Annotated in this window: 40 protein-coding genes; 39 read left to right on the top strand and 1 reads right to left on the bottom strand. The window is 32.0% G+C overall.

The features are described from left to right. The first annotated feature begins 127 nt into the window (after window positions 1-127). The 39 genes from HMPREF9129_RS08395 to gloA all read left to right on the top strand — a co-directional run bounded on the left by HMPREF9129_RS08395 (window position 128) and on the right by gloA (window position 24,653). Window positions 128-670, top strand: a complete 543-nt coding sequence (locus HMPREF9129_RS08395) for a phage scaffolding protein (protein WP_004822501.1) — start codon at window positions 128-130, stop codon at window positions 668-670. A 16-nt stretch (window positions 671-686) separates the two neighbouring features. Continuing rightward, on the top strand, window positions 687-1,604 hold the full coding sequence (locus HMPREF9129_RS08390) for a hypothetical protein (RefSeq protein ID WP_004822499.1): 918 nt from the start codon (window positions 687-689) through the stop codon (window positions 1,602-1,604). A gap of 14 nt (window positions 1,605-1,618) precedes the next feature. Continuing rightward, window positions 1,619-1,870 carry a hypothetical protein gene (locus HMPREF9129_RS08385; RefSeq protein ID WP_040552892.1) on the top strand — a complete coding sequence of 84 codons (252 nt, stop codon included), beginning with the start codon at window positions 1,619-1,621 and terminating at the stop codon, window positions 1,868-1,870. Between the two features lie 30 nt (window positions 1,871-1,900). Then, window positions 1,901-2,305, top strand: a complete 405-nt coding sequence (locus tag HMPREF9129_RS08380) for a hypothetical protein (protein WP_257009238.1) — start codon at window positions 1,901-1,903, stop codon at window positions 2,303-2,305. Continuing rightward, the gene (locus tag HMPREF9129_RS08375) at window positions 2,284-2,655 is read left to right on the top strand and encodes a hypothetical protein (RefSeq protein ID WP_004822495.1); all 372 of its coding nucleotides are present in this window, start codon (window positions 2,284-2,286) and stop codon (window positions 2,653-2,655) included. Before HMPREF9129_RS08380 ends, HMPREF9129_RS08375 begins: the two co-directional genes overlap by 22 nt. Window position 2,656: 1 nt before the next feature. Beyond that, window positions 2,657-3,130 (top strand): HK97 gp10 family phage protein, encoded by a 474-nt coding sequence (locus HMPREF9129_RS10765; protein WP_004822492.1) that lies wholly within the window; start codon window positions 2,657-2,659, stop codon window positions 3,128-3,130. Further along, entirely contained in the window at window positions 3,127-3,711 is a 585-nt protein-coding gene (locus tag HMPREF9129_RS08365) for a phage tail terminator family protein (protein ID WP_004822491.1), read from the top strand. Before HMPREF9129_RS10765 ends, HMPREF9129_RS08365 begins: the two co-directional genes overlap by 4 nt. Beyond that, entirely contained in the window at window positions 3,698-3,889 is a 192-nt protein-coding gene (locus HMPREF9129_RS08360; RefSeq protein WP_004822489.1) for a hypothetical protein, read from the top strand. The genes HMPREF9129_RS08365 and HMPREF9129_RS08360 overlap by 14 nt, the downstream gene beginning before the upstream one ends. Next, a complete protein-coding gene (locus tag HMPREF9129_RS08355; RefSeq protein WP_004822488.1) occupies window positions 3,889-5,229 on the top strand; it encodes a phage tail sheath subtilisin-like domain-containing protein in 1,341 nt (446 codons plus the stop codon). The genes HMPREF9129_RS08360 and HMPREF9129_RS08355 overlap by 1 nt, the downstream gene beginning before the upstream one ends. Before the next feature lie 13 nt (window positions 5,230-5,242). After that, window positions 5,243-5,725: a phage tail tube protein gene (locus HMPREF9129_RS08350; protein ID WP_004822486.1), complete on the top strand. Its 483-nt coding sequence runs from the start codon at window positions 5,243-5,245 to the stop codon at window positions 5,723-5,725. 1 nt (window position 5,726) lies between these two features. Continuing rightward, on the top strand, window positions 5,727-6,134 hold the full coding sequence (locus HMPREF9129_RS08345; protein ID WP_004822484.1) for a phage tail assembly chaperone: 408 nt from the start codon (window positions 5,727-5,729) through the stop codon (window positions 6,132-6,134). Window positions 6,135-6,294: 160 nt separating this feature from the next. Then, on the top strand, window positions 6,295-8,373 hold the full coding sequence (locus HMPREF9129_RS08340; RefSeq protein WP_040552891.1) for a tape measure protein: 2,079 nt from the start codon (window positions 6,295-6,297) through the stop codon (window positions 8,371-8,373). Further along, on the top strand, window positions 8,366-8,644 hold the full coding sequence (locus HMPREF9129_RS12070; RefSeq protein ID WP_004822478.1) for a hypothetical protein: 279 nt from the start codon (window positions 8,366-8,368) through the stop codon (window positions 8,642-8,644). Before HMPREF9129_RS08340 ends, HMPREF9129_RS12070 begins: the two co-directional genes overlap by 8 nt. Then, on the top strand, window positions 8,641-8,952 hold the full coding sequence (locus HMPREF9129_RS12065) for a hypothetical protein (RefSeq protein ID WP_004822477.1): 312 nt from the start codon (window positions 8,641-8,643) through the stop codon (window positions 8,950-8,952). The genes HMPREF9129_RS12070 and HMPREF9129_RS12065 overlap by 4 nt, the downstream gene beginning before the upstream one ends. Then, on the top strand, window positions 8,949-10,367 hold the full coding sequence (locus tag HMPREF9129_RS08330) for a C40 family peptidase (protein WP_004822475.1): 1,419 nt from the start codon (window positions 8,949-8,951) through the stop codon (window positions 10,365-10,367). The genes HMPREF9129_RS12065 and HMPREF9129_RS08330 overlap by 4 nt, the downstream gene beginning before the upstream one ends. Before the next feature lies 1 nt (window position 10,368). Next, window positions 10,369-10,824, top strand: a complete 456-nt coding sequence (locus HMPREF9129_RS08325; RefSeq protein WP_040552889.1) for a hypothetical protein — start codon at window positions 10,369-10,371, stop codon at window positions 10,822-10,824. After that, the gene (locus tag HMPREF9129_RS08320) at window positions 10,821-11,252 is read left to right on the top strand and encodes a DUF2634 domain-containing protein (RefSeq protein ID WP_040552887.1); all 432 of its coding nucleotides are present in this window, start codon (window positions 10,821-10,823) and stop codon (window positions 11,250-11,252) included. The genes HMPREF9129_RS08325 and HMPREF9129_RS08320 overlap by 4 nt, the downstream gene beginning before the upstream one ends. 15 nt (window positions 11,253-11,267) lie before the next feature. Then, a complete protein-coding gene (locus tag HMPREF9129_RS08315; RefSeq protein ID WP_040552886.1) occupies window positions 11,268-12,365 on the top strand; it encodes a baseplate J/gp47 family protein in 1,098 nt (365 codons plus the stop codon). After that, window positions 12,358-13,185 (top strand): putative phage tail protein, encoded by an 828-nt coding sequence (locus tag HMPREF9129_RS08310; protein ID WP_004822469.1) that lies wholly within the window; start codon window positions 12,358-12,360, stop codon window positions 13,183-13,185. Before HMPREF9129_RS08315 ends, HMPREF9129_RS08310 begins: the two co-directional genes overlap by 8 nt. Continuing rightward, window positions 13,175-13,519: a hypothetical protein gene (locus HMPREF9129_RS08305; protein ID WP_004822466.1), complete on the top strand. Its 345-nt coding sequence runs from the start codon at window positions 13,175-13,177 to the stop codon at window positions 13,517-13,519. Before HMPREF9129_RS08310 ends, HMPREF9129_RS08305 begins: the two co-directional genes overlap by 11 nt. Then, window positions 13,512-13,985: a hypothetical protein gene (locus HMPREF9129_RS08300; protein WP_004822465.1), complete on the top strand. Its 474-nt coding sequence runs from the start codon at window positions 13,512-13,514 to the stop codon at window positions 13,983-13,985. Before HMPREF9129_RS08305 ends, HMPREF9129_RS08300 begins: the two co-directional genes overlap by 8 nt. Continuing rightward, window positions 13,985-15,091, top strand: coding sequence for a radical SAM/SPASM domain-containing protein (locus tag HMPREF9129_RS08295; RefSeq protein ID WP_004822462.1), 1,107 nt, complete (start codon window positions 13,985-13,987; stop codon window positions 15,089-15,091). The genes HMPREF9129_RS08300 and HMPREF9129_RS08295 overlap by 1 nt, the downstream gene beginning before the upstream one ends. Further along, window positions 15,091-16,761: a phage tail protein gene (locus HMPREF9129_RS08290; protein ID WP_004822460.1), complete on the top strand. Its 1,671-nt coding sequence runs from the start codon at window positions 15,091-15,093 to the stop codon at window positions 16,759-16,761. Before HMPREF9129_RS08295 ends, HMPREF9129_RS08290 begins: the two co-directional genes overlap by 1 nt. Then, window positions 16,758-16,994, top strand: coding sequence for a hypothetical protein (locus HMPREF9129_RS08285; RefSeq protein ID WP_040552883.1), 237 nt, complete (start codon window positions 16,758-16,760; stop codon window positions 16,992-16,994). Before HMPREF9129_RS08290 ends, HMPREF9129_RS08285 begins: the two co-directional genes overlap by 4 nt. Beyond that, window positions 16,987-17,151 carry a hypothetical protein gene (locus HMPREF9129_RS11760; RefSeq protein ID WP_004822458.1) on the top strand — a complete coding sequence of 55 codons (165 nt, stop codon included), beginning with the start codon at window positions 16,987-16,989 and terminating at the stop codon, window positions 17,149-17,151. Before HMPREF9129_RS08285 ends, HMPREF9129_RS11760 begins: the two co-directional genes overlap by 8 nt. Beyond that, window positions 17,144-17,287: a hypothetical protein gene (locus HMPREF9129_RS11755; RefSeq protein WP_169311344.1), complete on the top strand. Its 144-nt coding sequence runs from the start codon at window positions 17,144-17,146 to the stop codon at window positions 17,285-17,287. Before HMPREF9129_RS11760 ends, HMPREF9129_RS11755 begins: the two co-directional genes overlap by 8 nt. Beyond that, window positions 17,288-18,946, top strand: coding sequence for an XkdV family phage structural protein (locus HMPREF9129_RS10750; protein WP_004822457.1), 1,659 nt, complete (start codon window positions 17,288-17,290; stop codon window positions 18,944-18,946). Window positions 18,947-19,074: 128 nt separating this feature from the next. Beyond that, window positions 19,075-19,296, top strand: coding sequence for a type II toxin-antitoxin system RelB/DinJ family antitoxin (locus HMPREF9129_RS08275; RefSeq protein WP_004822454.1), 222 nt, complete (start codon window positions 19,075-19,077; stop codon window positions 19,294-19,296). Continuing rightward, window positions 19,293-19,568: a type II toxin-antitoxin system YafQ family toxin gene (locus tag HMPREF9129_RS08270; protein ID WP_004822452.1), complete on the top strand. Its 276-nt coding sequence runs from the start codon at window positions 19,293-19,295 to the stop codon at window positions 19,566-19,568. Before HMPREF9129_RS08275 ends, HMPREF9129_RS08270 begins: the two co-directional genes overlap by 4 nt. A gap of 55 nt (window positions 19,569-19,623) precedes the next feature. Then, window positions 19,624-19,878: a hemolysin XhlA family protein gene (locus HMPREF9129_RS08265; protein WP_004822450.1), complete on the top strand. Its 255-nt coding sequence runs from the start codon at window positions 19,624-19,626 to the stop codon at window positions 19,876-19,878. A 9-nt stretch (window positions 19,879-19,887) separates the two neighbouring features. After that, a complete protein-coding gene (locus HMPREF9129_RS08260; protein WP_004822449.1) occupies window positions 19,888-20,694 on the top strand; it encodes an NlpC/P60 family protein in 807 nt (268 codons plus the stop codon). Beyond that, complete coding sequence (locus HMPREF9129_RS08255; protein ID WP_004822447.1) at window positions 20,661-20,900, top strand: hypothetical protein; 240 nt, start codon at window positions 20,661-20,663, stop codon at window positions 20,898-20,900. The genes HMPREF9129_RS08260 and HMPREF9129_RS08255 overlap by 34 nt, the downstream gene beginning before the upstream one ends. A gap of 175 nt (window positions 20,901-21,075) precedes the next feature. Further along, window positions 21,076-21,429 (top strand): phage holin, LLH family, encoded by a 354-nt coding sequence (locus tag HMPREF9129_RS08250; protein WP_245946022.1) that lies wholly within the window; start codon window positions 21,076-21,078, stop codon window positions 21,427-21,429. Between the two features lie 200 nt (window positions 21,430-21,629). Further along, window positions 21,630-22,169, top strand: coding sequence for a hypothetical protein (locus HMPREF9129_RS08245; protein ID WP_147285868.1), 540 nt, complete (start codon window positions 21,630-21,632; stop codon window positions 22,167-22,169). Next, window positions 22,170-22,502, top strand: coding sequence for a hypothetical protein (locus tag HMPREF9129_RS08240; RefSeq protein ID WP_004822442.1), 333 nt, complete (start codon window positions 22,170-22,172; stop codon window positions 22,500-22,502). Further along, window positions 22,503-22,937, top strand: coding sequence for a protein-export chaperone SecB (locus tag HMPREF9129_RS10745; protein WP_004822440.1), 435 nt, complete (start codon window positions 22,503-22,505; stop codon window positions 22,935-22,937). Between the two features lie 308 nt (window positions 22,938-23,245). Next, the gene (gene queD, locus HMPREF9129_RS08230; protein WP_004822439.1) at window positions 23,246-23,641 is read left to right on the top strand and encodes a 6-carboxytetrahydropterin synthase QueD; all 396 of its coding nucleotides are present in this window, start codon (window positions 23,246-23,248) and stop codon (window positions 23,639-23,641) included. A 5-nt stretch (window positions 23,642-23,646) separates the two neighbouring features. Continuing rightward, window positions 23,647-24,267: a 7-carboxy-7-deazaguanine synthase QueE gene (locus tag HMPREF9129_RS08225; RefSeq protein ID WP_004822437.1), complete on the top strand. Its 621-nt coding sequence runs from the start codon at window positions 23,647-23,649 to the stop codon at window positions 24,265-24,267. Between the two features lie 14 nt (window positions 24,268-24,281). Beyond that, the gene (gene gloA, locus HMPREF9129_RS08220; protein WP_004822436.1) at window positions 24,282-24,653 is read left to right on the top strand and encodes a lactoylglutathione lyase; all 372 of its coding nucleotides are present in this window, start codon (window positions 24,282-24,284) and stop codon (window positions 24,651-24,653) included. A gap of 22 nt (window positions 24,654-24,675) precedes the next feature. Here the strand turns inward: gloA and HMPREF9129_RS11480 are convergent. Continuing rightward, the coding region (locus HMPREF9129_RS11480; protein ID WP_174262992.1) for a nucleotidyltransferase family protein at window positions 24,676-25,021 on the bottom strand (346 nt) is incomplete at its 5' end.

Here is a 25,021-nt window from a genome sequence, read left to right as displayed (position 1 = left end):
AACCTCTCTTTTTTTAGTGGTTGTAAATTAATAGTTTGTGACCACTTTTATATTGTCTTGGAATGACGTAAAACTTAGCCAACCTGTGAGACTGTAACACTCGTAAAAAAACGTAAGGAGGAAGTTAATGAAGAGAGAGTTTTTAGAGGGATTAGGTTTAGATAAAGATGCAATTGATAAGATTATGGCAGAAAATGGTAATGACATTAACGCTGAAAAGGCAAAAGCTATAGCCAAGGATGAAGAGATTAAAACTCTTCAAGAACAGATTAGTGTTGCAAATAAAGAGATTAAATCTTATAAAGATATGAATATAGAGGATATACAAAAGTCTGTTGAAACTTGGAAGGCTACTGCTAAGGAGCATGAAAAGGCACTTACTAATTTAAAGAATGATACTGCTTTAAAAGAGGCTATAAGAACTTATGGGTCTTTGGATGATGATGTGTTGATGAAGTTAATCAACAAAGAAAATATAAAGTTCAATGATGATGGTATAAGTGGACTTAAGGAGCAGGTTGAAGCTTTAAAAGAATCTAAGCCTTATCTTTTCAAAGACGATAGTAATAATGGTAGTGATAATAGATTTAATGCACATGAGCCTCCAACTCCTGAGGGTGGCGGAGCTAGTGCTATGGAATCTACGATAGCAAGTATATTTAGTAATTAAAAAAGGAGAGTAAATTATGGCAATTAACACAATTGAGTATTCAAAATTGATGATGAAACAATTAGATCAACAAGTGGTACAGGGGCTTACAAGTGGATGGATGGAAGCTAATGCGGGCCAAGTTATTTATAATGGTGGGGATGAAGTTAAGATTCCAAATATGTCTACTGTTGGTCTTGGAAATTATGATAGGGACAATGGATTTGTTCAAGGTGGAGTAACTCTTAAGTGGGATACTTATAAAATGACTCAAGATAGAGGGAGAACATTCCAACTTGATGCTATGGATGTAGATGAATCAGGATTTGTTGCGACAAGTGCTAATTTAATTAAAATATTTCAAGCTGAGCATGTAATTCCGGAAATTGATGCTTATAGATATTCTAAAATTGCAACTATTGCTAAAAAAGCTAGTAAAACGGAGGAAATAACTATAACAGCTGATAACGCAATTTCAAAGATTAGAGAGCATATAAGAGCAATTCAAGATGTTATAGGGATTGATAGTAAACTTATTTTGACAATGCCATCTTCAATTCTTGCTCTTATTGAGGATTCTCCTAAAGTGAGTAAGTCTATTAATGTTGCTGATTTTAAGCAAGGTGGGTTGAATTTTAAGGTAAAGACTATTGATGAGCATGTTATAAGGGTTGTACCATCGGCAAGATTAAAAACATTATATGATGTTAATGACGGTAAAACAGGAGGACAAGAGGCAGGTGGATTAAAGCCTAATAGTGAAGCTAAAGATATAAACTGGATTATAACTCCTCAAAATGTTCCTATTGCAATAAATAAGACTGATAAGCTAAGAGTGTTTACTCCTGATGTGAACCAAAAGGCGGATGCATGGAAGATTGATTTTAGAAAGTATCATGATTTATGGATTAAGAAACATAAAGAAAACCAAATTTTTGTTTGTACCGCTGAATAATAAGGGGGAAGATGATGAAACTTAGATTAGATAATTTAATTTATACAACTACAGATGTAGGGAAAATAGAACAGCTTGAAAGTTTAGGGGCTGTAGTTATTGAAGATGATTCAAAGGCGGCTAAGGTTGTTAATGGAACTGTTATAGAAGAGAATTCTAATTTGAAAAATTTAACTGTTTCTGAGTTAGAGGCTCTTATTGATGAAAAGGGCATTGATAGAAGTGGTGTTACCAAAAAGGCTGATTTAATAGCTCTTTTAGGGTAGGTGATTGGGTTGTTTGAAACTCTAAAACCTATGGATCCTTTTTTTGAGAGTATATATGCAAGTCAAATCCTTGATACTTTAAAGAAAACTGGATTTGAAAGTATTGACTCTGGTATAAATATTATTGCTTCTAATGAAGTTATGAGACTTAAGAATTTCTGTAATACTGAGTATGTGCCTGAAAGGTTATATTATCTGTTGTATGAAATGATTTTAGGGAGTTTTTTAGAAAATATGTATGTTTTGGGGAAACTTCCTGATGAGTTTGATATTGATAGTTTAGTTGGAAGGGTGCAACTTGGAGATACTTCTGTTGAGCTTAAGGGGTCAACAAATATTAATGATATGAGTGAGCAAAAACTTATGTACTGGATTGGACTTTTAAGGGGTAGATGGAAGAAAGAGGCGATAATATGCAGAAAGATAAGTTGGTAAAAAGGTATAGAAAAGCTATAGAAAACTTATACACTGGAGTGGCAAGTGTTGTTGTGAGAGAATCTGTTAAGAATCCTACAACTAAGGTTACTGAGTTTAAAGAGAAGACAGTTTATGAGAATATTGCTTGTAGATTGTCTTTTTCTTCTGCTAAGAATAATAAAGGAGAGTTTGTCACTGAGAGTGAAAGCGGCTTTACTCTTTTTATAGCTCCGGAAATAGATATTCCAATAAATTCTAAGATAACTGTTATTCAAAACGGATATACTTATAGTCTTATGAATGCAAGATTGAAGTCTTATTCTACGCACAATGAGTATTCTTGTGTAGAGTTTGTGAGGTGGGCATAGAATGAGTTTTGATATTAAGGAATTAGTGGCTTATAGGGACAAGTTAGTTTCTATAAGGGATAATCAAGATGTGATACTTGAGAGGGTTATTAAGGGTATTGCTGCAAGACTTTTAAGAACTGTTAAGTTAAATACTCCTGTTGGACAGTGTGATAAACCGGTATCTTTTATTGCATATAAAGGAACGGACAAGGAAACTTTGGTTAGTTTTACTCCTCATACAGGTAAGCTTGGCGGAACTTTAAGACGTGGGTGGTTTATTGATGGCTATACTAATTCCGGAGGTTATTACACTATAAAGGTTGTTAATAATGTTGAGTATGCTCCGTATGTTGAAAATGGACATAGGATAAAGAGAGATGGGAAAACCGTAGGTTGGGTTCCCGGTGTTTTTATGCTAAAGATTTCTGAACAGAAGATTGAAAAGCAAATTGATAAGTTTGTTGAGAATGAATTAAGGAAGGTGCTTGGATGATTAAGTTATTACAAGCGGTTGTGAATAGACTAGATGAGCTATTTCCTGAAACAAATATATATATTAAGGACACAGAGCAAGGTTTGATTGAGCCTTGCTTTTTTGTGCAGATTGTAAATACGGATATTAGTTTGGAGTTTCAAAGAAGGTATAGGGTGGATAGTCTTATAAATATTGTTTATTTAAATCAAAATGCTACTGCTTATATCAAAGAGGAAGTTGGGCAGAGGCTTATTTATGGAATGAGGAATATTAGACTTGAAACTGGTGGTGTTTATGGATTTGATGCTTCTGTTAAAAATACTGATTTTGAGGTGAATTTTACAATCAATTATAGGTACAACACTAAGGAATTTGTTGAAAAAGACCCGTATATGATGAGGATAGAAAATATTATTCATTATGCAGATGAAAAGCCATATAAAGAGGCTACTCAAAAAGATAACCCCGGCATGTGGGAAAGTGATTTACCTAAAGAGAGTAGAGGAGTTATTCCGGAGAAAAATATAAGGAATAATGGCAAATTAGATGAAGAAGATTTGATGTTTAAGAAGGAGATTAATTTATATGTCAAGGACTAAAAATGTTCCTAAATTAGAATTGGAAGATGCCAAGTATTCTAAAGATTCAATTTTAAGGGCGGAAAGGTTAGATTGGAACAAAGATTTATTAAAAGTCATTTTAGATGACGATAAAGAATATACTCTTGATGAAGTTGAAACATTAGTCAAAGAGTTTAATAGTAGGGAGGTAGAATAATGGCTTATGGAGCATTAGGGGGAGGTACTTTTTTAGTACAAAACAAGATATTACCAGGAGCATATATAAATTATGTTTCGGTTGCAAGAGCTTCTAACACTTTTTCAGACAGAGGGTATGCAACTATTGGTCTGGAACTTGATTGGGGAAAGACCGGGGAAATTATCACTATTGAGCCTCAAGATTTACAAAATGATTCTCTTGAGATTTTGGGATATTCTTATGTGCATGAGAAGATGAAACCTTTAAGAGACTTAATGAGTGGGGCTAAAACTTTATATCTTTATAGACTAAATGATGAGGGGGGAGCAAAAGCAACTGCAACTATTGGACAATTAAAGGTTACTGCTAAGCACAATGGAATTCGAGGTAATGACATCATGATAATCATTGAAAAGGATGTTGATACAAAGAATGCTTTTGTAATTACTACTAAGATGGGCGATGCAACTGTTGCTGAACAACTTGTTAAGGACTTAAAAAATATAGAAGGAAATTCTGTAGTTGATTTTAGTTTTGATGGAGAATCTTTGGAAATTACTTCAGGGACTAAATTGACCGGCGGTGAAAATGGCAAGGTTGTTGGCAAGTCTCATTCCAGGTATTTAGAAGAGATAGAAAAGTATGATTTTAATGTAATTGGTTATGCCGGGACTGATGATGATGTAAAGCTTCTATATAAAGAATTTACAAGAAGAATGAGAGAGGATGAAGGGATAAAATTCCAGTGTGTTGTTTATAAAAACAATAAAACTAAATCTAATTATAAAGGGCTTATAAATGTGTTTAATAGGGTTTTAGATGAGGATAATGAGGCTGCAGCAGTTTATTGGGTTGTCGGCAATGAATCGGGATGTAATGTGAATGCTTCAATTACTAATAAATTATATTCAGGAGAATATAAAATTGATACTAAGCTTAAAAAGCGCGAACTTGAACAGGCTGTAAAGGACGGCTATTTTGTATTTTATGAAAGAAATAAAGAAGTTAGAGTTCTTGAGGATGTCAATTCGTTTACTGAGTTTACTTTGGCACAAAATGTTGATTTTTCTAAGAATCAAGTTATTAGGGTGTTAGATCAAAGGGCTATAGATGGTGCTAAGATTTTTAACAAGCAATTCTTGGGTAAGGTTCAGAACAATGAAGACGGCAGAATTGGTTATTGGAATGAACTTGTTAAGCACGCAGAGACTTTAACTGAATTAGGTGCTATCGAAAATTATGAGTCTTCTGATACAACTGTTGAGAAAGGTCATGAAAAGGATGCTGTTGTTGTACATGATTATTTACTTCCTGTAATGGCTATGCAAAAACTTTATCAAACAATTCACGTGAGATAGAAAGGAGATATAGATGTCAAATATTAATCAACCAATTATGCACGCAAGAGAGCCGCTTCACGGGGCTGAAGGTGCTGCTTATGCAACTATAGAAGGTAGCAGATATTTACTTTTCCAGCTTAAGAATTTTGAGGGCAATTGGGAAAAAGGCAAGAGTGAAATACCAAGGCTTGGTACCAGAAAGAAGGGTAACAGGTCAAATACTTTATCGGGTAAATGGTCTGCTGATTTATATTACAATACTGATGTTTTTAGAAAACTTATAATGGTGTATGCTAAAACCGGAAGGGATATTTATTTTGATATTCAAATCACGAATGACGACCCTAATTCTAACGCGGGCAGACATACTGCTATTTTTAGGGATTGTAATATTGACGGAGCAGTTATGGCCAAACTTGATATAACTGCTGATACTTTAGAGGAAAAGATTTCAGGAACGTTTGAAGATTGTGATATGCCTGAAGAGTTTAATGTTTTAGAAGGGATGATATAAGATGAGTTTAACCGGTTTTTTTAAAGAAAATGTTGTTTCTGCATTTAATGAAAAACAAATTGTTGTCAGTGATAGGTTTAAAGATGAAAATGGAGAGGTTCTAAAGTGGACTATTAAACCAATGAAAGCAAGTCAGATTTTAGAGGCTTCTGATAATGCTGTTGTAACTAGGGGAAGAACTGCAGAGTTTAAATCTTCTCAATATTTTTTAGGGATAGTTATAAACAGTGTTGTTTATCCTGATTTAAATAATGCTGAGTTACAAGATTCTTATGGAGTAATGGATTCGTACTCTCTTTTAAATGCTATGTTAAATGCTGAGGAGTTTCAAAGACTTCAAACTGAATGTAACAAGATAAATGGCTTAGATAAAACTTTTGAAGATTTAAAGGATGAGGTAAAAAACTAATTAGGGAGGATTTGGAAACCTCCCTTTCTTATTATGTTTTTGTGGCTACAGAATATAAAATAAGACCAACTGAATTTATAAAAATGAGTAAGGCGGAGCAGGCCATGTATGTTGCTATGCTTGAGAAGTATGCTGAAGATACGAAAAGAGGTGAGAGTTAATGGGTTTAATTGAGTCTACAATTGCTTTACAAAACAGAATGACTCCTGTTTTAAACAATGTTATTAATTCAATGAATATTGTTATTGCAAGTGCAAATAAAATTGAAAATGCAACGGACAATATGTTCAATGTTGAGGATTTAAGATCTGCAAAAAAAGCTCTTGATGATGCAGAATTTCAATTAAGAGATATTGAAAATAATACTAATAGAGCAAAGAATGCACAGGATGAGTATAATAAATCAATTAATGTCGGTGTAAAGGGAGCTAATAAATTATCGGGGGCTATTAAGACAGTTGTTGCGACTTATGTATCTATGGCAGGAATGAAGTTATTAGGTGGATTGTCTGATGAGTTAGTTTCTGCTAAGGGAAGGCTTAGTGCTTTGGTTGAGTCTGAAGAAGAATTTATAAAAGCTCAAAAATTGATTTATGAGTCGGCTCAAAAGACGGGGTCTATATATATTGACCAACTAAATACAGTGGCTAAGCTAGGTGGGCAAGCTAAGGAGGCTTTTGGTAGTTTAGAGGAAGTAATTAAATTTCAAGAGTCTATTAATATGATTTTTGCAACTGCCGGAACCGGTGTGAACGAGGCTAAAAATGCTTCTATACAATTGACTCAAGCTCTCTCTTCAGGGGTTCTTCGTGGTGATGAACTCAACTCCATTTTTGAACAATCTCCTCAATTGATAAGATACATTGCTGAGTATTTAGGAGTTCCTATCGGGAAGATTAGAGAGCTTGCAAGTGAGGGTAAACTCTCTGCAGATGTTGTTAAGAATGCAATTTTTGCAAATTATGATGAAATCAACTCAGCTTTTGAAAATACTCCAAAGACCTGGGGAAGAATTTTTACCGAGATGAAAAACGAGGCTGTATCAAAGCTTGAGCCGGTGCTTGTTCGTTTAAATGAGTTTGCCAATAGTGAAGATTTTATGATATTTAGACAAAATGCAATGGAAAATTTAGGGATTGTTTTAAATGGATTGGGATGGATTATAGAGAAATCTATTCTACTTGCTAATACTATATCTGACAATTGGGGTTTTATTGAATCTATTTTATATGGGATTGCGGTCGCTTATGGTGCTTGGACTGTCGCTACAACGATTCAAACTGTTGCTCAAAATGGATTAAATATGGCAATTTTAGCTAATCCAATTTTTTGGTTTGCTGCCGGGATTGGAATTATTATTATGTTTTTAGCTCGTTGGGTTAGGTCTGTTGGCGGTGTTCAAGTTGCACACTTGATATTAAAGGATAAGTTACTTTCTACTTATGAGGCTATTCAAATAGGTTTGTTGATGGTTCAAAATCACTTTGAAGAGTCTAGAATATATATTTCTGTAACAACAACTCGACTTGTTAATAGTATTTTAAATGGCTTGGGATATTTAAAGGTTCAAGGTTTAGGAATTATAGATTCATTTTTAAATGGAGCTATAGACGGAGTGAACCGTTTAATAAATTTTGCCAATAATATTCCGGGGATAGCTATTGAAACTGTTGAGCATGTAAGTTTTCAAGCCGATGCGGCTACTCAAGAGGCAGCAAAAAAAGCTGAAAGAGATAGTAAGTTAGAAGAGTTAAATAAACAGTACGAAAATATAAAGATTAAAAATCAAGCTGAAATTCAAGCTTTGGAAGCTAAGAACAAAGCTAATCAAGCTCAGAGAAATAAAGATATTTTGGATTTAAAGGAGAAAAAATCAAATGAAAGGGAAAAAGCTTCTGATGGTTCAAATATGGCCAGTTCTAAGCCTGATTTTCTTTCTAATATACCAAGTGCTTCTGAGCTTTTAGAAATTAAAAATGCAGCTAAGGGTACTGAGAAAAACACTAAGGCTCTAAAAGATGGTATTGAAGTTAAGAATGAGGATATAAAATATTTAAGAGATTTAGCAGAGAGAAGGACCATACAAAACTTTTCTTTTGATAAGATTGAAGTTATTGCGAACAATACTTTTGGTGATGTTCACGAGACTGTGGATTTAGATGGTTGGGTTTCTGATTTAACTGATAAATTAGGAGAAGCAGTTTCTACAACTATGGGAGGTATTGCGGCTTATGAATAAAGGATATGATTTTTATATTGATGACTTACTACTTCCTATAACACCTGCAAAGATTAATACGAAGATAAAGAATAAAAATAAAGTTGTAACTCTGTTAAACGGCGAAGAATTAAATCTTTTAAAAAAGCCGGGATTAACAGAGTTTAATTTTGAATTTAGAGTTCCTTCTGATGAGTTTCCGAGTGTTAAAGCTTTTGTAAGTCCTCAAAGTGTACTTAATAAACTACAGGATTTAAAGGTTAATAAAAAACTTTTCAATTTAAGATTTTGAGGAGTAAGTATCAAAATAATCTCAATGATTCTATTAATAAATCTGTAACGTTGGAAGATTATGAAATTTTAGAAGATGCTGAAAATGGCATGGATTTAATTATTTCTATTTTTTTAAAGCAGTATATTCCATTAAAAACAAAGATAATAAATGTAAATGCTGATAATAATTCAAAGTTGGAAGCGGGAGAAGGAAATGTTCCGATGAAAGCCAGAAGGCTTGATAATAGTTTGGCATCTAATGTTATTCATGGGATTAAAGAGAATGTGTCTAAATTTTTAGATACTGTTATGGGCGTAAAGAAATGAAAAAAGATAGATTTAAAGTGATTGTTGACAATCAAGGAAAGGTTCAAGAGGTATTAATAGAGGGCATAATCCAAGTTACTTGGTCAAGAAATGGTGCTCCCGGTAAGATGACTTGTAATATTGTTAAGGATGAAAATTTGGATTATCAAGAGGGTAATCCTATAGCTTTTTATGTGGATGGAGAGGTTTTCTTTTATGGTTATGTTTTTTCTAAGTCGAGAGCAGGTGAGCAGGTAATAAGTACTACTTGTTATGATCAACTTAGGTATTTAAAGAATAAATCAACTTATCAGTATAAGGATTGGACTTATGGGGAGTTACTTAAAAATATTTGTGCTGATAGAAATCTTCAAGTGGGGGAAATTGATGACACAAAATTTAAGATTCCAGGAAGAATTGAAGTGGATAAAGAGTTTTGGGAGATTTTAAAGTTTGCAAGTGATATGACTACTGCAAGTACCGGTAAAATCTATGTTTTGTTTGATAAGGGTGGAAAGATTTATCTTAAAAACATTGAAAACATGAAGATTAAAGATGTCATTGATTATGATTGTACTGAGGATTTTATTTATGATACTTCTATTAATTCTAACAGTTACAATAGAGTCCACTTAAAGCTTTTAGATGACAATAAAAAGGAAATAAAGTCTGCAACTGCTGAGGATAAAGAATCTATAGCTAAGTGGGGTTTACTTTCTTATTCTGATATGACTAATAATGAGGAAGTTGATATTGAGGCTAAAGCAAAAGAATTATTGAAAATTTTCAATAGAAAACATAGAAGATTAAGGCTTAAAAATATAGTTGGTAGGCCTGATGTAAGGGGAGGCTCTTTAGTGCCTGTTCAAATGTTGGGGATTGGAGATATTGATATTAATTCTTTGATGATGGTTGATTATGTTACTCACAAGTTTTCTGAGGAACATCATTTTATGGATATTGAAGTGTTTAATAAGGATATTAGTCCGGAGATTGCACCTCAAAAGCTTGAACAAAAACAAAAAAGTTCATTTGATGGAAGTACAAAAGTACTCGGGAATTATGATGGCTCTAATGGAGTAGTTAAAGCTGCAAATTCTTATTTGGGTAAGCCTTATGTTTGGGGTGCAGCAAGTTCTAGTGCTGTTGATTGTAGTGGTCTTGTAATGCAAGCTTATAAGGCTAATGGAGTTAAGTTTCCTGATAGAATGACTTCACGTAGTTTGAGTTGTAATCCTAAGAGATATGGATTTGTTGAAATACCTTTAAAACAGGCAAGCCCTGGGGATGTGATGTGGAACAAGGGACATGTTGCTATTATGTATGATGGTAAGAATGTAATTGAAGCTTCACAAACTAAGGGTAAGACTGTAATTCAAACAGCTTGGAATAGAAATAAAAACTTTACTCGTGCTTTTAGGTATGTTGGAGGATAATATGAGCGAATTTGATGCGAATAAATTAAAGGACGTTATTTCTAATATAGCTGCCGATTATGTATCATCTCTTACATTTTCAAGTATAGTTCATGCTAAGCTTGAAAAATTAGTTCCTCTGACTTTTAAAAGGGATGATGATGTTGAATTGAAGGAAGAGTGGTTGGTTGTTCCAAAGTATAGGAAGTTTACTGAGGAAGAGATTGGCCATTCTTTTGTGTTTCAGTCTAATCAGGAGGGGCAAGTTTGGTACTATCTTTATGAGGCTTCAAGCCCTCAAGGCTCAAATGGAGTGGATTATTATTTTGATGGGACACATAAGTTAAAAGGTAGGGTTAAGTGTAATTTAAAGGGCAATTGTTCTGATGGTTCTACTACTTTAGTTACTGAGGGAACAATTGAACTTTTTGAGGGAGAGATTATTGAAATTAAGCATGATAAGGGGATTAAAAAATGATACCTGAACAAAATGATATTAATTTAGCTATGCAATTGGGTTTGGAAGAAAAAGTTTCTCCTGCTAAGACTTATAGAATGCATATTAATTCAGAAAGAATATATGGCAACATAGATGGTAAAGAGGCTCTAAAACAGATGATTTATAAAAATTTAAATACTGAGTATGGGGTGCACTTAATTTATCCTACTTTTGGGATGCCTTTACAAGATTTATTTGGAAAGCCGAAAAACTTTGTCTATGTAGAGCTTATAAGAAGGATTGAGGAGTGCTTAATAAAAGATGACAGGGTAAATTCTGTTATTAATTTTAAGTATTTAAAAGATAAATCTTTAAGAGATGAATTAAGTATTTCTTTTACTGTTAATTCTGTCTATGGAGAAATTGAAATTGAAAATACGTGGAAGTTTGATTATGACAATATTTAAGTGAGGGGGTGTGTTATGGCTCAAAGAGAATATAAACCACAGTTTGATGAATTCTCAGCTGATTTTTTATTGGAGAGAATGTTATCAAGAATTGATGAGTTTAGGGATAAGAGGGAAGGTTCTATTATCTATGATGCTATGGCTCCGGCTTCTGTTGAGCTTTCTTTGGTTTATATGACTTTAGATTGGATATTAAAAAATACTTTTGGAGATACTGCAGATAGAACAGGTCTTATTGCGATAGCTAAGGATAGAGCGTTAACTCCTTTTCCGGCAAATCAGGCAATAGTTAAGGGGGAGTTTAATATAGAGATTCCTATTAATGCCAGGTTTAATTTTGATAATCTTAATTTTATGGTTACTAAATTTTTAGAGTATAAAAAGGACTACTATTATTATGAGCTTATATGTGAAGAGTATGGAGAGGTAGGGAATGTGCCTCATGGGAAATTGATTCCTATAGACAGCATAAGAAATTTAAAGCATGCTTTTATAGTAGGAGTAATTAGACCAGGGGAAGAGGAGGAAGACACTGAAGATTTTAGAGAAAGATATTTTAGGCATATCCATACTAATGCGTATGGTGGGAATATTGATCAGTATCTTGATTGGTGCCATGCTATTGAGGGTGTAGGTGGAGTTAAGGTGTATCCTGTTTGGAACGGAGGCGGAACTGTAAAAATAGTTTTTAGTGATTCTAAGTTTAATGTTCCTTCTAAAGAATTGATTGGTAAGGTACAAGAGGTTTTAGATCCTGTTGCTAATCAACAAAAGGGATATGGGCTTGCTCCAATTGGACATCTGGTTACTGTCGAAGGGGTTAAAAAGAGAGAAATTAAAATTTCTTTGAATGTGACTTTACAAAGTGGAGGTTCAAAAGATGGGCTAGATGAAAAGATTAAAAATTTATTAGAACCTTATTTTTTACAGATGAGAAAGGAATGGGAAAAAGAAAAGTCCACAGTTATCAGAATTTCTAAATTAGAGTCTTTAATCCTTGATATTGAAGGGGTTGTTGATATTTTTAATACAAAGCTTGAAGGGTTTGAACGAAATGGAGTTTTAGAGGAAAATGAAATTGCTTTTTTAAGTGCGGTGGTAGTTAATGAATGATAAAAGAAAGATTGAAAAACTTTGGTATTTTGATACTGAGGAGGATTTTTCAGGCAGGGCACTTGAGTTAAAAAGAAAAGTTGATTTAGCTTATTATAATGATTATGAAACTATTGCGAAATCTCCTGATTGGGTGGATTGGACAGACAGCGAAGACCTTGAGTTTGATTTTTTAGCTAGAAGAGTACTTAAAACTTATGCTGATAGGTTTATTTTACAGGCTAGTGAGTATGGGATATCAAGATATGAAAAAATGCTTAGAATTGAACCGGAGAGGGAAGAAGGTTTAAATGAGCGAAGAAAGAGGGTTTATTTGTTATGGAACAGGAAAATAAAATGGACACACAGGACATTAGTATCTTGGCTAAATGAATGGTTCGGGAAGAAAAATTATACTCTTGAACTTGCATATAATGAATATGGAATTAATTTTCAATTGTTTGTTAAAAGTGGAATAGTTGATGAAGCAAGTATACTTAGAAATTTAAGAATGATTGTCCCAGCTAATTTATGGATTAAAATTAGTTATGCTTTTTCTGCAGAAGTTCAAATTGTATCTCAGTATGGCACATATAATTATGTGTCTTTTTTATGTGGAGAACATCCTTGTGGAGATATTCCTTATACTTATGCAGAAGCACAAAGAGTATCTTCTGATTTGAAAGTTCAAGTAGGAGTTAATATTTCTAAAAACTATTATCCTACAGTTAACAAGATAAAAAGCGGAGATGTCGAAGGAGAGATAACCGGAATAATCTATCAAAGTAATTTAGATGATGATAGAGTGTTTAGCTTTGAGGGAGGTAAAGATGTTAAGTGAAAAATTTATTGAAGACATAACTAAATATATTGAGTCCAGAATTGATAGTGCTGAAATGATAATAGACCAAAAGAAAGAATCGATGGAGATTTTAAAGACGGAAGTTAAGGGAAATATGCTTAAAGTTTTTTTAAATGCAAGTTCTGGTAAAGGTCATGTTTCAGACATTAATATTTTAGATGAAAAAAAGCAAATTTTAATTTCTAAGCCTGACAGTATTTTAAAGACAACTGGATACGGGTTGGTTGTTGCTTTTTATATTCGATTACAAGAGGTAGAAGTTGACGACCCTATAAATATTTTTGATTTAGTAAAGGAGAATGTAAATGAATAATTTTAACTTGAGGTCGTATTATGCACTTAAAAAAGATGAGGAAAACAATAAATTTCTTGACAAGAACAGGCAACAGTTTTTAGGTGAAGAATTAAAACTTGTTTTTTGGTACGACAACATAGCTGAATTTGGAGATGTGAAGAAAGAAACAATTGTTGCAAACAATAAAGATGGCACACAACTTGTAAGACATGAAAGATTTGATGGCAATGTTTTTCAACAGGGTACTTTTGTCAATGCTGAAAATCTTGGGAGAATGGAATGGAACGATATTATCAATTTTGTTAATGTAAAACATTTAGCAGAGATAGTAAATAGATTAGATATACAGGTTGCAACTCTCCTAGGACAATCTTCAAATAATATGAGTTATAACGGGTTTGTCGCAAGTGCCGCAAACATAAATACCGATATTATAATTCTTGAGGGTTGGTATGATGAAGTTAATGGTAGGGGTGTTATTTGATGTTTCCCAAAATCATTGGAGGGTTTTTAAATCTAACTCAAAAATGCAATTTGAAATGTAAATATTGTTTTGTGGTACAAAGACCACTTGAAATGGATTATAAGACTGCAAAAGATGCGGTAGATTTTTATGCCAAAAATGCTTTAGAAGCTTTGAAAGTGCCAAGTATAAATTTTTTCGGTGGAGAACCGATGTTAAAGTATAAAGAAATTATAAAGCCTATAACAGAATATATCAGAAAAACCTATGGAGATTATGATATTGGAATTACAACTAATGGAACTCTATTAACTGAAGAAAATTTGAAGTTTTTTAAAGACAATAATGTTGGTGTGCTTATGTCTTGTGATGGTAATAGAGAAAGTCACAACTTAATGCGACCTTATCATTCAGGAAAAGGAAGTTATGATGATATAGACCATAAATTATTTTTGAAATATTTTCCAAACGGAGCTTTTAGACCAACAATTGACCCACGAAGTGTTGCGTATTTATTTGAAAATTATTTATGGGCCGAACAAATGGGTTATAGGCAAATGACGGGGATTGTCAATGTGTTTGAAGATTGGACAGATGATGAGCTTAAGGTTTTGGAAAATGAACTAAATAAAATTGTTGATTATATTGTTGAAAAAAAGAAAAATAATGAATTTTATGTCAAATATTCTGAAATGGACAATATGAAAGAACAAGCGAATCTTATTAAAGATCCGAATTATTATAGAAGTAAGAAAGCTGACATAGTAGGTTGCGGGAATTGTGGGATTGGCTGCACTGGGTATGGCTCTGTTGGAGCCACGGGAGATTTGTATAGTTGTCAAGAGATGACAGAAAACAAAGAATGTAAAGATTTTATTATTGGAAATATCTACACTGGAGTTGATGACAAAAAAAGGCTTGAGATAGCTTCTAAATTTCATCATCACAAAGTTAAGTCAAGTGAAGACGGAAGATGTGAAAAGTGTATGTTAAATCAAGTGTGTGATGGGGGTTGTGCTATTAACAACTATTTTAAGTATAAAAATTTGAATGTTGCTGATAGGGCATATTGTTTTTATAAAGAGCAATGCCTTAAAGGATTTTTAAGAATAGAGGAGGTAAAATAATGGGTTGTGGTGGAAGAAATTGCGGTAGTGCTGCTGAAACTGGTATAGGTGATGATTGCGTATGTATGAGCGGTCAAAACTGCTATGAAAGTAGCGGGTGTGGATATTGTGAAAGATGTGAGTCTTGTGAATCTACTTGTGAAAATAGTTGTCAGACCACTTGTGAAAAAGGGTGCCAATCTGATTATCAAAAAAATACACCTCCTAGACTAAGTGGGGGGATTAGAGTTTCTCCTATACCAATAAGAGGCGGAGAAATTATACAAATTAGCTGGAATAATGGTAGCGATTCTGAAAGTAATTTAAGTCATTATGTAGTTGAGAGGTCTTTAAACAATGGCATTTATACAACGATAGAATCTAGGGCAAAAAACACTCGAACATCAGACACTGTACCAAAAGGAACTGTATCTGTTAGATATAGGGTAAAGGCAGTAGATATTTATGGGGCACAATCTTCTTCTATTTATGGCGAGATGTTAAGTGTTGTAAATAATACAGCTCCCGTGATTTCTGGAAGTGATTTAGATTTAGGAAGTAAGCAATCTGATTTTACTGTAAATTATATGATTACTGATGTGGATGATGCAGACTCAGTAACTGTTACTATTCAAGTGGATGATAAAGTTTTACAAAAAGATGTTCCCACAACTCTTGGGATTTCTAAAGAGATAAGAATAAAAATTAATGAATATGAGCTTGGCAGACATGATATAAAAGTAACTGCAAAAGATAAAGAAGGGCTTACAACTACTAGAACTTTCACATTCACAAAAACAAATACAGCTCCCGTGATTTCGGGGATTGATAAAAATTTGGGGAATAAGAATTCAGCTTTTACTGTAAATTATACCGTTGTTGATGAAAACGGAGATAAGGTTGATGTAATTGAAAGGTTAAATGGGAAAGTACTTAGAAATGTAAGCAACATAGGGAAGGATAAGCAATTTATAACAATTAGTACTGAACAGTTACAAGGACTTGAAATTAATCAAACAAATACTATTGAGATTGAAGCTAAAGATTCTAACAATGCAGTAAGTTATAGACGTTTCATTTTTAGGAGAAGTAATTTTGCTCCCGTGATTTCTGGAAGTGATTTAGATTTGGGAAATAGAGATACAGAGATATCTTACAAGTATTCAATCACAGACCAAGAAAATGATGAAGTGAATGTAAAAGTTTATCTTGATAATAAATTAGTTGTAAAAGAATTTAAGGCTACAAATAAAAAGCAATACACATATGAGGTAAAAGGTTTTGAGTTTTTAAAAATACCTTATGGGAAAAGGACTATAAAAATCGTTGCTACTGATAGTAATGGTTTATCTTCTCAAAGGATTGTTTCTTTTACAAGAACTGCTAAAAAACTTGTAATGCAATTAAAAGAGCCTCGTATTACTGATGTACTTGCAAAGAAAGTTTTGGTTATTCCGGGTTGGTTTGTCGCGCCGGGAGCAATTTCAAAAGTTGAAGTTTGTAACAATGCTTTTGATTATTCTCCTACTTGGGAAGACGCGACTGTTGTAACTAATGAGGGGAGAGCTTTTAATTTTGTAAATAAAAGAGCCTCGTCAAGTAAATTTGGTGTGAATATAAGGCTTACTATTGAAAAAGGTAAAGCAGTTCAGCGAAGTTATATTACAACGATAGGAGGTAGTGTTGAATGATAGAGTTTAATCACAAGGCTGTAAGTGAAATTCAAGCACAAAGAAAGCTTGAGGAAAAAGGGGATTTAAAAGAACAGGTTTCTTATTTGGGCAGTGTTGTAGAGAGCAAGACACATGATTTAAATAAGGTTGGTGTTGAGATGACTATGATGGTGCAAGAAATGCAACTTGCAAGTGCTCAAGCTATTGCCGAGTTAACATCTATGATGGCGGGAGGTATGACAAATGTTTAAGTTTACTAATGAAAGTATGGTAGTAAAGGCTTGGGTTAATTTAATAGTAGCTAATGAAAAGACATTAGATGATGTTCCAAAACTTTGGAATCTTAAAGAATGTGTACAAGATGTTTTAAACAGTTTAAAAGAGGAAGGAGGGGAAATAGATGCTTAAGTTTAATAGAGATAGTATGATAGTAAAGGCTTGGGTCACTATGATTATGGCTGGTGTTTACAGAGTTGAACAAGTGCCTACAGTTTTTGACATTAAGGCTGCTGTAGAAGAAGTATTAAAGGAGTTGCAAGCGTAAATGAAAATCATTCAAGAGGGAAGATTTATTTTTAATAACGGAAGTAAAGCAGAGCTTGATAGTTCTGGGCTGGTGCTTTTAAAGGGTGAAATAGCTTTTGAACAAGATACGCAACTTATGAAAGTCGGAGATGGAGAAACACCATACTCCGACTTACCATATTTAAATCAAGGTCCTAAGGGAGACAAAGGTTTAAAGGGAGATAAAGGAGATGTAGGAAACTCTCTTACTATAAAAGGCACTTTGGAGAATGAAAGTGGATTGCCATCTAATCCCGAAGATGGGGATGCTTATATGATAGGGGGGAATTTACACGTTGCGTACAAAGGTAAATTTACTAATGTAGGTAGAATTCAAGGACCTAAAGGAGATAAGGGAGAGCAAGGCAAAGCAGGACCACGTGGAGAAAAAGGGCAGACTGGGGAGAGAGGTCCTATTGGCCCGCAAGGCTTTAAGGGCGATAGAGGAGAGACAGGCAAAACCGGTGAAGCTTCAAAAATAGTTAGAACAAATGTTGATGATAATGGTGATACTAAGATTGAGTTTAATGATGGTACTATTGTAACTATCAAAAAAACTGATTTAAATTTTTTAAATCAAATTTTTGATGATATTACTAAACAGCTAGCTAATAAAGCTGATAAAACTGATATAAAAACTAAATTATCAGAATTAGCAGATGATGACACACACAAACTTGTTACAAATACTGAAAAATTTAATTGGAATAACAAGCAAGATAAGCTATTAGCAAGTGACACGATAATAATCGGTACGGACAATAAAGTTGAAATCAATAATTTAAAGGGACTAAGTGTAGAGCGTTGCAAAACAGATGGGTATAATTCTGCAACACCATGGGAATCTGTGGATAAAACTCGTGATTTAGAGGATTGGATTGGAGATTTTGATAAACGTACAAGAGAGTTAAAAAATAATAAGGCAAGTATTGTCGATAATTTAACTACTGGCGGAACTGATAAGGCTCTTAGTGCGGAACAAGGTAAGGAACTGAAGAGACTTATAGATACTAAACCGAATCAAGATACAACTTATTCAGAAGCTACAATGAGTAAAAGTGGACTGATGAGTTCAACTGACAAAAAGAAAATAAATGAACTTCCAAGTAATTTTTTTGATCTGTCAGAGGGGGATAAAGATTTAAATAACATAACTAAACCAGGTTGTTATTATATTTCAAATCCAACAGCAAATAAGCCTCCTACAAGTAATAGTTATATAGCTTTAATAGTAACTAATACTACAAGTTTTAGTGGAAGTTATGCACAACAAATCGCTATATCAGAAGATACAAATGAATCTAAAATATTTTTAAGGAAAAAATATAATAGTACATGGTCTAGTTGGAAGGTTATTGGTGGAAATAGTGATGAAGTAGAGCAAGAAAATATAACAAGTGGAGTTACAATTTATAAATATGGCAAGGTTATTTCTTTATATATTAATAAAGAGGTAAGATTCGAGCAGGGTGGTGCAAGACTTTGTTATCTAGGAGATAATTATAAGCCTATGGATCTAGTTACTGTTCAATGCTCTGGAAGTGACATTGCGGTAAGAACCTCTGGAGAGGTAGTTGTTTTTGGCCCACCAGATGCGTATAGACTCGTTCAGGCTGTAGCTACTTATGTAATTCGCTAATTAAGATTTAAATTACTTCAACTAAGGAATTAGCTAAATGAAAAATATATTTAAGGAGCCTATAATTAAGCTATTATTTATTTACAAATGCGTGTAAAATGATATAATTATCTTAAGGGGATGATTATATGGCAAATGTAAATTTAAATATTAGACTGGAAGAAAATTTAAAAAATGAATTTTCAAGGGTTTGTGATTCTATGGGGATGAGTATGTCAACTGCATTTAATGTATTTGCTAAGGCTGTTGTTAATGATAGAAAAATTCCTTTTGAGATAAAAGAAACAAATCCTATAGTTGCAGAGTTTGACAATATGGATGATTTTAAAAATTTTGTGGATAGTTTATGAAAAGAAAGATTCAAATTAGGTCTAGCTTTAAAAAAGATTTAAAAAAGATAAAAAAGTCTGGGCTAGATATAGAAAAACTATATTTTGTTGTGGAATGTTTGGCAAATGATATAGTTTTAGATGGAAAATATAAAGACCATAAATTGATAGGCAATTATACAGGGTGCAGAGAGTGCCATATCGGACCTGATTGGTTGTTGATTTATGAAAAGGTAGAAGATAGTTTAATATTAATTTTAAATAGAACCGGTTCACATAGTGAATTATTTTAGAGAATAGGCAATCCTTAGGGGTTGTCTTTTTTAGTGCTTAAAAACGGGGTGAATTATGGATGAAAAACAATGTGAAATATATAGACAGCATCTGTTAGAAAGAGTTAATAGGAATGAAATAAGAATAAACGACCACTCAAAAAGGATTGATGTAATAGAGCAACACAACAGTAGAACTGACATTAAGATAGAAAATTTAATAGATAAAATGGATAGTCTTATAACAACTTTACGTTGGGGAATGGGACTAGCAGTAGGAAGCTTTGTAGGCTTCTTTTTTTATGCAGTTCAACACGGGATATTTAAATAGGAGGTAAAAATGTTAGACAGGAAAAAAGCAGAAATCTTTATAAAAGAAGCGCTTAAATATGATGGCGATAGATATTCTCAACCTAAAAGACTTCAAAAAGGATTCTCCGATTGTTCATCATTAATACAAAAACCGCTTAATACACTTGGATGGAATACACGTCCAGGTGTTTCTGTTACTACACATAGAATGGGTGTAGAGGGAGATAGCAGATTTAGAAGAATTGATATGTCAGAGTTAGAACGTGGGGATCTTGTATGGTATAGAAATGATAAGAACGGTAAATACTTTGGCCATGTTGGAATTTATTTAGGCAACAATAAAGTTTTTGAAGCTATCTATGCTGGAATTTCAACGTATCCATTAAGTAGAATAAGATGGCAACGTGCATATAGAGTTGTTGCACTTGAGACGAAAAATAATGCAAGACCAGAAGTTACTACATTTAATGCTACAGGTGTTGTTAGAGCTGCAATATTAAATGTTCGTTCTTCTAATACAGTCAATTCAGATAAATTAGGACAACTTAAGAAAGCTCAAAAAATAAATATAATAGGTAAAGCTGATAGTTGGTTTGAAATTGAATATAAAGGTGGAAAGGCTTTTGTATCTGGTGCGTATGTTGATCTTATAAATGATAAACCAATTGAGAACATACCTATAGTTTTAAACGGTAATGTGATTAAAAAAGGTTACATTATAGATGGTACAACTTATATGGTTGTAAATGGAAAAGAAAAGGCCGTTAGACAATCTTTTGAAAGTATGGGGGCAAAAGTAGAATGGAGAGAAAACAAAGTTCAAATCATTATGTAAGACACAGACGAAAGAAAAGAAAGTCAAATTACAGTAAGTTTTGGGTTTCAACTATAATTATGCTTAATGTTATTTTTGTAGTGGCTATAATTTATCTATTTAATAATACAGGAGGAGAACCAAGTACGTTAATTACAGCTTGGTTTTCATTCTCTACAGTTGAATTATGGCAACTAGCAAGAATAAAAGTGAAAAACTTAAAATGAAGAAAAATTGTCAGAAATAACAATACTGACAACACAAATTATGGAGAATGGGGTTAATAAGCAATATTAGCCTTATATTTTAATTTTTAGATTTAAGACAAGGAAATATATTAATTAAATTTTTAAAAGCCTTATATTTGATTATATGAGGTGTATTTTATTAGGAGAGTGTAAAATGAAAGACGTTTTGACGATAACAAATATTTTTTATGTTATTTTAAGTTGTTTGAGCATTTTGATTGTAAAAATCATAATTCCGCTTTTGAAACAGAAGTATGGTAAAGAAAAAATCAATAACGCATTAGAGGTTGTTAAGATTGCAGTCAATGCTGCCGAACAAATTTATAATAAACGTGGCCAAGGGGATTTAAAGAAAGAATATGTTATTCAATATTTAAAAGACAAAGGTATTAAAATAAAAGATGATGAACTTGATGCCATGATTGAAGCTTGTGTATTAGAGTTAAACAAGTGGAAAAAAGAAGTTGAAGCACAGCCTATTATCAATGTTGTGAGTAAAAGTGAATAGTATAGTTTTCAGAGAGTAGAGATTTAAAAGTTTCTACTCTCTTTTTTATTGCAGAAAAAATATTAGAAATGGGTATAAAAATAAAAAATAGTACTTGACAAAACAAAAGTTGTTGATAAGTATTTTATCTTATCCACAGTATTTTTTAAACGTATTTGATATAATGAATAGGCATAAAATTATAGAAAATGGTTGGAAATATGTGTAACTCTAAATTAAATTTATATCATTGCAATTTAGATAGAATTATATCTAAAGTAATAGCTGAAAAATCTTATAACTTAATGAAGTCAAAGGGTGATAAATATTGGCTAGGAGATGGCATTTACCTTTGGGATAATTTATCAAATGCTAAGTATTGGAAAAAAGATAAAGAAAGAAAATGTGGAAACGATATTTATTCTATATGTGAGCTTAGTGTGAATTTAGATTATCTTTTAGACTTTACAGATAGTGATATTAGAAAATATTTTGAAAAAATTTTTGAACAAGTTTATTTGTCCAATCCAGCCATAAGAAAAGCACCTTTAGGGATTAAGATAAATTTTCTTTTAAATGAATATCCAGAAAGGTTATCTGCATATCATGTAATAAAAGGATATGGGATTTATAATAGAGTAAATACAAAGCTTTACAAATTTAGAGATATAAGTTGTCCTCATCTATCACCAGAACCAAAAGCTATATATAATGTGATTGATGATAGAGCAATTTTAAAAGTAGAAAAGAAGGTGGGTTAAATGAATAAAAATGAATCTCTTGCTATTTTAAAAGAAGCAGAAGAGTTTTTCAGAAATATTTATAAAGACGAGACCAAAAGGAAGGAATTATCTAAAAAAATTGATGATTTTCTAGGTGAGAATAGTTTAACTTACAATGATGATTTTCGTTCTCGTTTTGAATTGGTAGGTAACTACCCCATAGACAAAGAACTTAAATATAATGAAATAAATTATAATAATTTAAAAGATTATGAAATTAATTCTTTAAACAATACTTATAAAGGTAAAGAAGATTTAGAATTAAAGAATAACTTTTATACAAATAGTGAACAATTATGGATGGTAGCTTAAATGGAGAAAAAAAATATAGACGGAATTATTAATTTTGAAGATTATAGAGTTTTAGAGGTTTCATACAAATTAAACAAAGAATTTTATCCTGAAGATGCTATAAATATTAAATTTGATTTAGGTCATGGATATCAAATCTCGGATGACCAAATGTTAGTTCAATATGGAGTTAAAGTTTTTGAAAATGCAGAAAAACAAAATTTTCCATTTGAGATAAAAGTTATAATAGAAGGATTATTTACTACAAAAGATAGCAATGTAGATTTTGAAAAATTTCTACCAAATGCACTAGCCATATTATTTCCTTATATTAGAAGTATAGTTTCAACATATACTGCTGTAGCAAATATAGCTCCATTAAATTTACCTACAATAAATACTATTCAATATTTAGAAGATTCTAAGGATAAGGGAGAACATTTAGAAGATTTTTGAGAATAATTAATACTAAAGAGAGTGGTTTAATTCCACTCTTTTTTTGTTGTAAATAAGAAAAGAAAAATGTATATATATGATAAAAAGTATTGTATAATTTTCTAATAATAAAAATAATTTAATTTGAAATACTGAAAAGTGCCAGAAAAATTTTTGGTGTATCACAATTGTAGATTACAAAAACCGCTAAAAAGGTTTAAATACAGAGAAGCAGGCCTTAGCTACGGACCAGAAGGTCAGGGGTTCGAATCCTCTAAGGCGCACCAGTATTATAACCTCTGTGAATTATTTGCAGAGGTTTTTTAATTATGGAATTTGAAATAGTATGGGTATTATTAAATCAATTATTTATAAATTTTGAGGTAAAAGTTATGTTTAAAATAAAGAAGACTTTGGAAATAAGTGCTGCTCATAAATTGAGCTTAAATTATGAAAGTAAGTGTCAAAATTTACATGGACATAATTGGATTGTAAATATATATTGTAAATCGAAAAATTTAGATGAAAATGGAATGGTGTATGATTTTACACATATAAAGAATAAAATTCATAAAAGATTGGACCACACTTATTTAAATGATGTGATTCCGTACAATCCTACAGCAGAAAATATAGCTAAGTGGATTGCCGATGAAATCGGGGAAAAATGTTATATGGTAGAGGTTCAAGAAAGTGAAGGAAATGTTGCAATCTATGAAGTATGATGTAAATGAAATTTTTTTATAGCATAGATGGAGAAGGGCCTAATAGTGGTAAATTAAGTGTATTTATTAGGCTTAATTATTGTAATTTAAGGTGTTCTTATTGTGATACAGAGTATGCTTTTAAAAGAGTTTATAATTTTATGACTGTTAATGAAATTATTGATGAAGTTGAGTCATATAAAATAAAGAGTGTTACAATAACTGGTGGGGAACCTTTGGCACAAGATTTAGAAGAACTTATAAGTGGCCTTTTAAAGCTTGGATATGAAATTGACATAGAGACAAATGGGAGTAAAGACGTTTCAAAATATTTGCTGAATAATGTGAATATAATATTAGATATAAAAACGCCTACATCTAAAATGGAAGATTTTAATTTATATGAAAATCTAAAATTACTAAGAGGAAATGATGTAGTAAAGTTTGTTGTGGCTGATGAATTTGATATGAATTTTATTGTAGAAGTTATGAAATTGTATCCAACGGATGCACAAATATTTTTATCTCCAGTTTATGGAACTGATATAGATAAGTTGGTTGAGTATATGAAAAACTACAGAATAAATGCAAGACTTCAATTACAAATTCATAAGTACATATGGGACTCTGAAATGAGAGGGGTATAGCGAGGAGTGGAATTATGAAAACTTTGCATACAATGATTAGAGTAAAAGATTTAGATAAGTCATTGGAATTTTATAAATCAGCACTAGGATATAAAGTAAGTAGGGTTAAAGACTTTCCTGAAGCTAAATTTACACTTGTGTATTTAAGTTTGCCAGGAGATGAACAAGAACTTGAACTGACATATAACTATGATCATGGAGATTATTATTTAGGTGATGGATATGGTCATATAGCTTTAGAATGTGAAGATTTTATTCAATTTCATGAACGTTTAAAAAGAGAAGGATATGATGTAACTGATTTAAAAGGTCTTTCAGACAACTCAGCTAATTATTTCTTTGTGAAGGACCCTGATGGTTATAAAATTGAGATTATAAAAAAATAATATGTTTAAAAAGAAGGATAAATTAATATGCATCTATCCTTCTTTTATTTAAGGTTGTATATATGGATTGTTTTTGTAGTCTTGATTTAAGGGGTTGGTTTTGTAACATATTATAAGTATTTGATACTAAAATTTCTTTTTTAATAATTTTCTTTATATGGCTTGAAAAAATATTTTTATCTGAAAATTTTGTAATGTAATTTATTTCTTCTTCTTTTAGTTTGTTAAGTAAGTCTGTTCCATTATTATTTATACCTAAAACTCTTACATAAGGGTGATTAATTGACTCTAAAATAAATTCTCTTTTTAAATCAAAGACTATTTGACATATGAGTCTTCTTATTCGTGATTTAGTTATATCTTTTAGT

This window comes from Peptoniphilus indolicus ATCC 29427 (assembly GCF_000227315.1).
GTDB lineage: Bacteria > Bacillota > Clostridia > Tissierellales > Peptoniphilaceae > Peptoniphilus > Peptoniphilus indolicus.
Note: the sequence above shows the minus strand (reverse complement) of the source record. Positions and strands in the feature narration are given on the sequence as shown.

Coding starts and splice junctions, on each gene's coding strand:
- HMPREF9129_RS08395 (WP_004822501.1), top strand. CDS start 128: ATGAAGAGAGAGTTTTTAGAGGGATTAGGTTTAGATAAAGATGCAATT.
- HMPREF9129_RS08390 (WP_004822499.1), top strand. CDS start 687: ATGGCAATTAACACAATTGAGTATTCAAAATTGATGATGAAACAATTA.
- HMPREF9129_RS08385 (WP_040552892.1), top strand. CDS start 1,619: ATGAAACTTAGATTAGATAATTTAATTTATACAACTACAGATGTAGGG.
- HMPREF9129_RS08380 (WP_257009238.1), top strand. CDS start 1,901: ATGGATCCTTTTTTTGAGAGTATATATGCAAGTCAAATCCTTGATACT.
- HMPREF9129_RS08375 (WP_004822495.1), top strand. CDS start 2,284: ATGCAGAAAGATAAGTTGGTAAAAAGGTATAGAAAAGCTATAGAAAAC.
- HMPREF9129_RS10765 (WP_004822492.1), top strand. CDS start 2,657: ATGAGTTTTGATATTAAGGAATTAGTGGCTTATAGGGACAAGTTAGTT.
- HMPREF9129_RS08365 (WP_004822491.1), top strand. CDS start 3,127: ATGATTAAGTTATTACAAGCGGTTGTGAATAGACTAGATGAGCTATTT.
- HMPREF9129_RS08360 (WP_004822489.1), top strand. CDS start 3,698: ATGTCAAGGACTAAAAATGTTCCTAAATTAGAATTGGAAGATGCCAAG.
- HMPREF9129_RS08355 (WP_004822488.1), top strand. CDS start 3,889: ATGGCTTATGGAGCATTAGGGGGAGGTACTTTTTTAGTACAAAACAAG.
- HMPREF9129_RS08350 (WP_004822486.1), top strand. CDS start 5,243: ATGTCAAATATTAATCAACCAATTATGCACGCAAGAGAGCCGCTTCAC.
- HMPREF9129_RS08345 (WP_004822484.1), top strand. CDS start 5,727: ATGAGTTTAACCGGTTTTTTTAAAGAAAATGTTGTTTCTGCATTTAAT.
- HMPREF9129_RS08340 (WP_040552891.1), top strand. CDS start 6,295: ATGGGTTTAATTGAGTCTACAATTGCTTTACAAAACAGAATGACTCCT.
- HMPREF9129_RS12070 (WP_004822478.1), top strand. CDS start 8,366: ATGAATAAAGGATATGATTTTTATATTGATGACTTACTACTTCCTATA.
- HMPREF9129_RS08330 (WP_004822475.1), top strand. CDS start 8,949: ATGAAAAAAGATAGATTTAAAGTGATTGTTGACAATCAAGGAAAGGTT.
- HMPREF9129_RS08325 (WP_040552889.1), top strand. CDS start 10,369: ATGAGCGAATTTGATGCGAATAAATTAAAGGACGTTATTTCTAATATA.
- HMPREF9129_RS08320 (WP_040552887.1), top strand. CDS start 10,821: ATGATACCTGAACAAAATGATATTAATTTAGCTATGCAATTGGGTTTG.
- HMPREF9129_RS08315 (WP_040552886.1), top strand. CDS start 11,268: ATGGCTCAAAGAGAATATAAACCACAGTTTGATGAATTCTCAGCTGAT.
- HMPREF9129_RS08310 (WP_004822469.1), top strand. CDS start 12,358: ATGAATGATAAAAGAAAGATTGAAAAACTTTGGTATTTTGATACTGAG.
- HMPREF9129_RS08305 (WP_004822466.1), top strand. CDS start 13,175: ATGTTAAGTGAAAAATTTATTGAAGACATAACTAAATATATTGAGTCC.
- HMPREF9129_RS08300 (WP_004822465.1), top strand. CDS start 13,512: ATGAATAATTTTAACTTGAGGTCGTATTATGCACTTAAAAAAGATGAG.
- HMPREF9129_RS08295 (WP_004822462.1), top strand. CDS start 13,985: ATGTTTCCCAAAATCATTGGAGGGTTTTTAAATCTAACTCAAAAATGC.
- HMPREF9129_RS08290 (WP_004822460.1), top strand. CDS start 15,091: ATGGGTTGTGGTGGAAGAAATTGCGGTAGTGCTGCTGAAACTGGTATA.
- HMPREF9129_RS08285 (WP_040552883.1), top strand. CDS start 16,758: ATGATAGAGTTTAATCACAAGGCTGTAAGTGAAATTCAAGCACAAAGA.
- HMPREF9129_RS11760 (WP_004822458.1), top strand. CDS start 16,987: ATGTTTAAGTTTACTAATGAAAGTATGGTAGTAAAGGCTTGGGTTAAT.
- HMPREF9129_RS11755 (WP_169311344.1), top strand. CDS start 17,144: ATGCTTAAGTTTAATAGAGATAGTATGATAGTAAAGGCTTGGGTCACT.
- HMPREF9129_RS10750 (WP_004822457.1), top strand. CDS start 17,288: ATGAAAATCATTCAAGAGGGAAGATTTATTTTTAATAACGGAAGTAAA.
- HMPREF9129_RS08275 (WP_004822454.1), top strand. CDS start 19,075: ATGGCAAATGTAAATTTAAATATTAGACTGGAAGAAAATTTAAAAAAT.
- HMPREF9129_RS08270 (WP_004822452.1), top strand. CDS start 19,293: ATGAAAAGAAAGATTCAAATTAGGTCTAGCTTTAAAAAAGATTTAAAA.
- HMPREF9129_RS08265 (WP_004822450.1), top strand. CDS start 19,624: ATGGATGAAAAACAATGTGAAATATATAGACAGCATCTGTTAGAAAGA.
- HMPREF9129_RS08260 (WP_004822449.1), top strand. CDS start 19,888: ATGTTAGACAGGAAAAAAGCAGAAATCTTTATAAAAGAAGCGCTTAAA.
- HMPREF9129_RS08255 (WP_004822447.1), top strand. CDS start 20,661: ATGGAGAGAAAACAAAGTTCAAATCATTATGTAAGACACAGACGAAAG.
- HMPREF9129_RS08250 (WP_245946022.1), top strand. CDS start 21,076: ATGAAAGACGTTTTGACGATAACAAATATTTTTTATGTTATTTTAAGT.
- HMPREF9129_RS08245 (WP_147285868.1), top strand. CDS start 21,630: ATGTGTAACTCTAAATTAAATTTATATCATTGCAATTTAGATAGAATT.
- HMPREF9129_RS08240 (WP_004822442.1), top strand. CDS start 22,170: ATGAATAAAAATGAATCTCTTGCTATTTTAAAAGAAGCAGAAGAGTTT.
- HMPREF9129_RS10745 (WP_004822440.1), top strand. CDS start 22,503: ATGGAGAAAAAAAATATAGACGGAATTATTAATTTTGAAGATTATAGA.
- queD (WP_004822439.1), top strand. CDS start 23,246: ATGGAATTTGAAATAGTATGGGTATTATTAAATCAATTATTTATAAAT.
- HMPREF9129_RS08225 (WP_004822437.1), top strand. CDS start 23,647: ATGAAATTTTTTTATAGCATAGATGGAGAAGGGCCTAATAGTGGTAAA.
- gloA (WP_004822436.1), top strand. CDS start 24,282: ATGAAAACTTTGCATACAATGATTAGAGTAAAAGATTTAGATAAGTCA.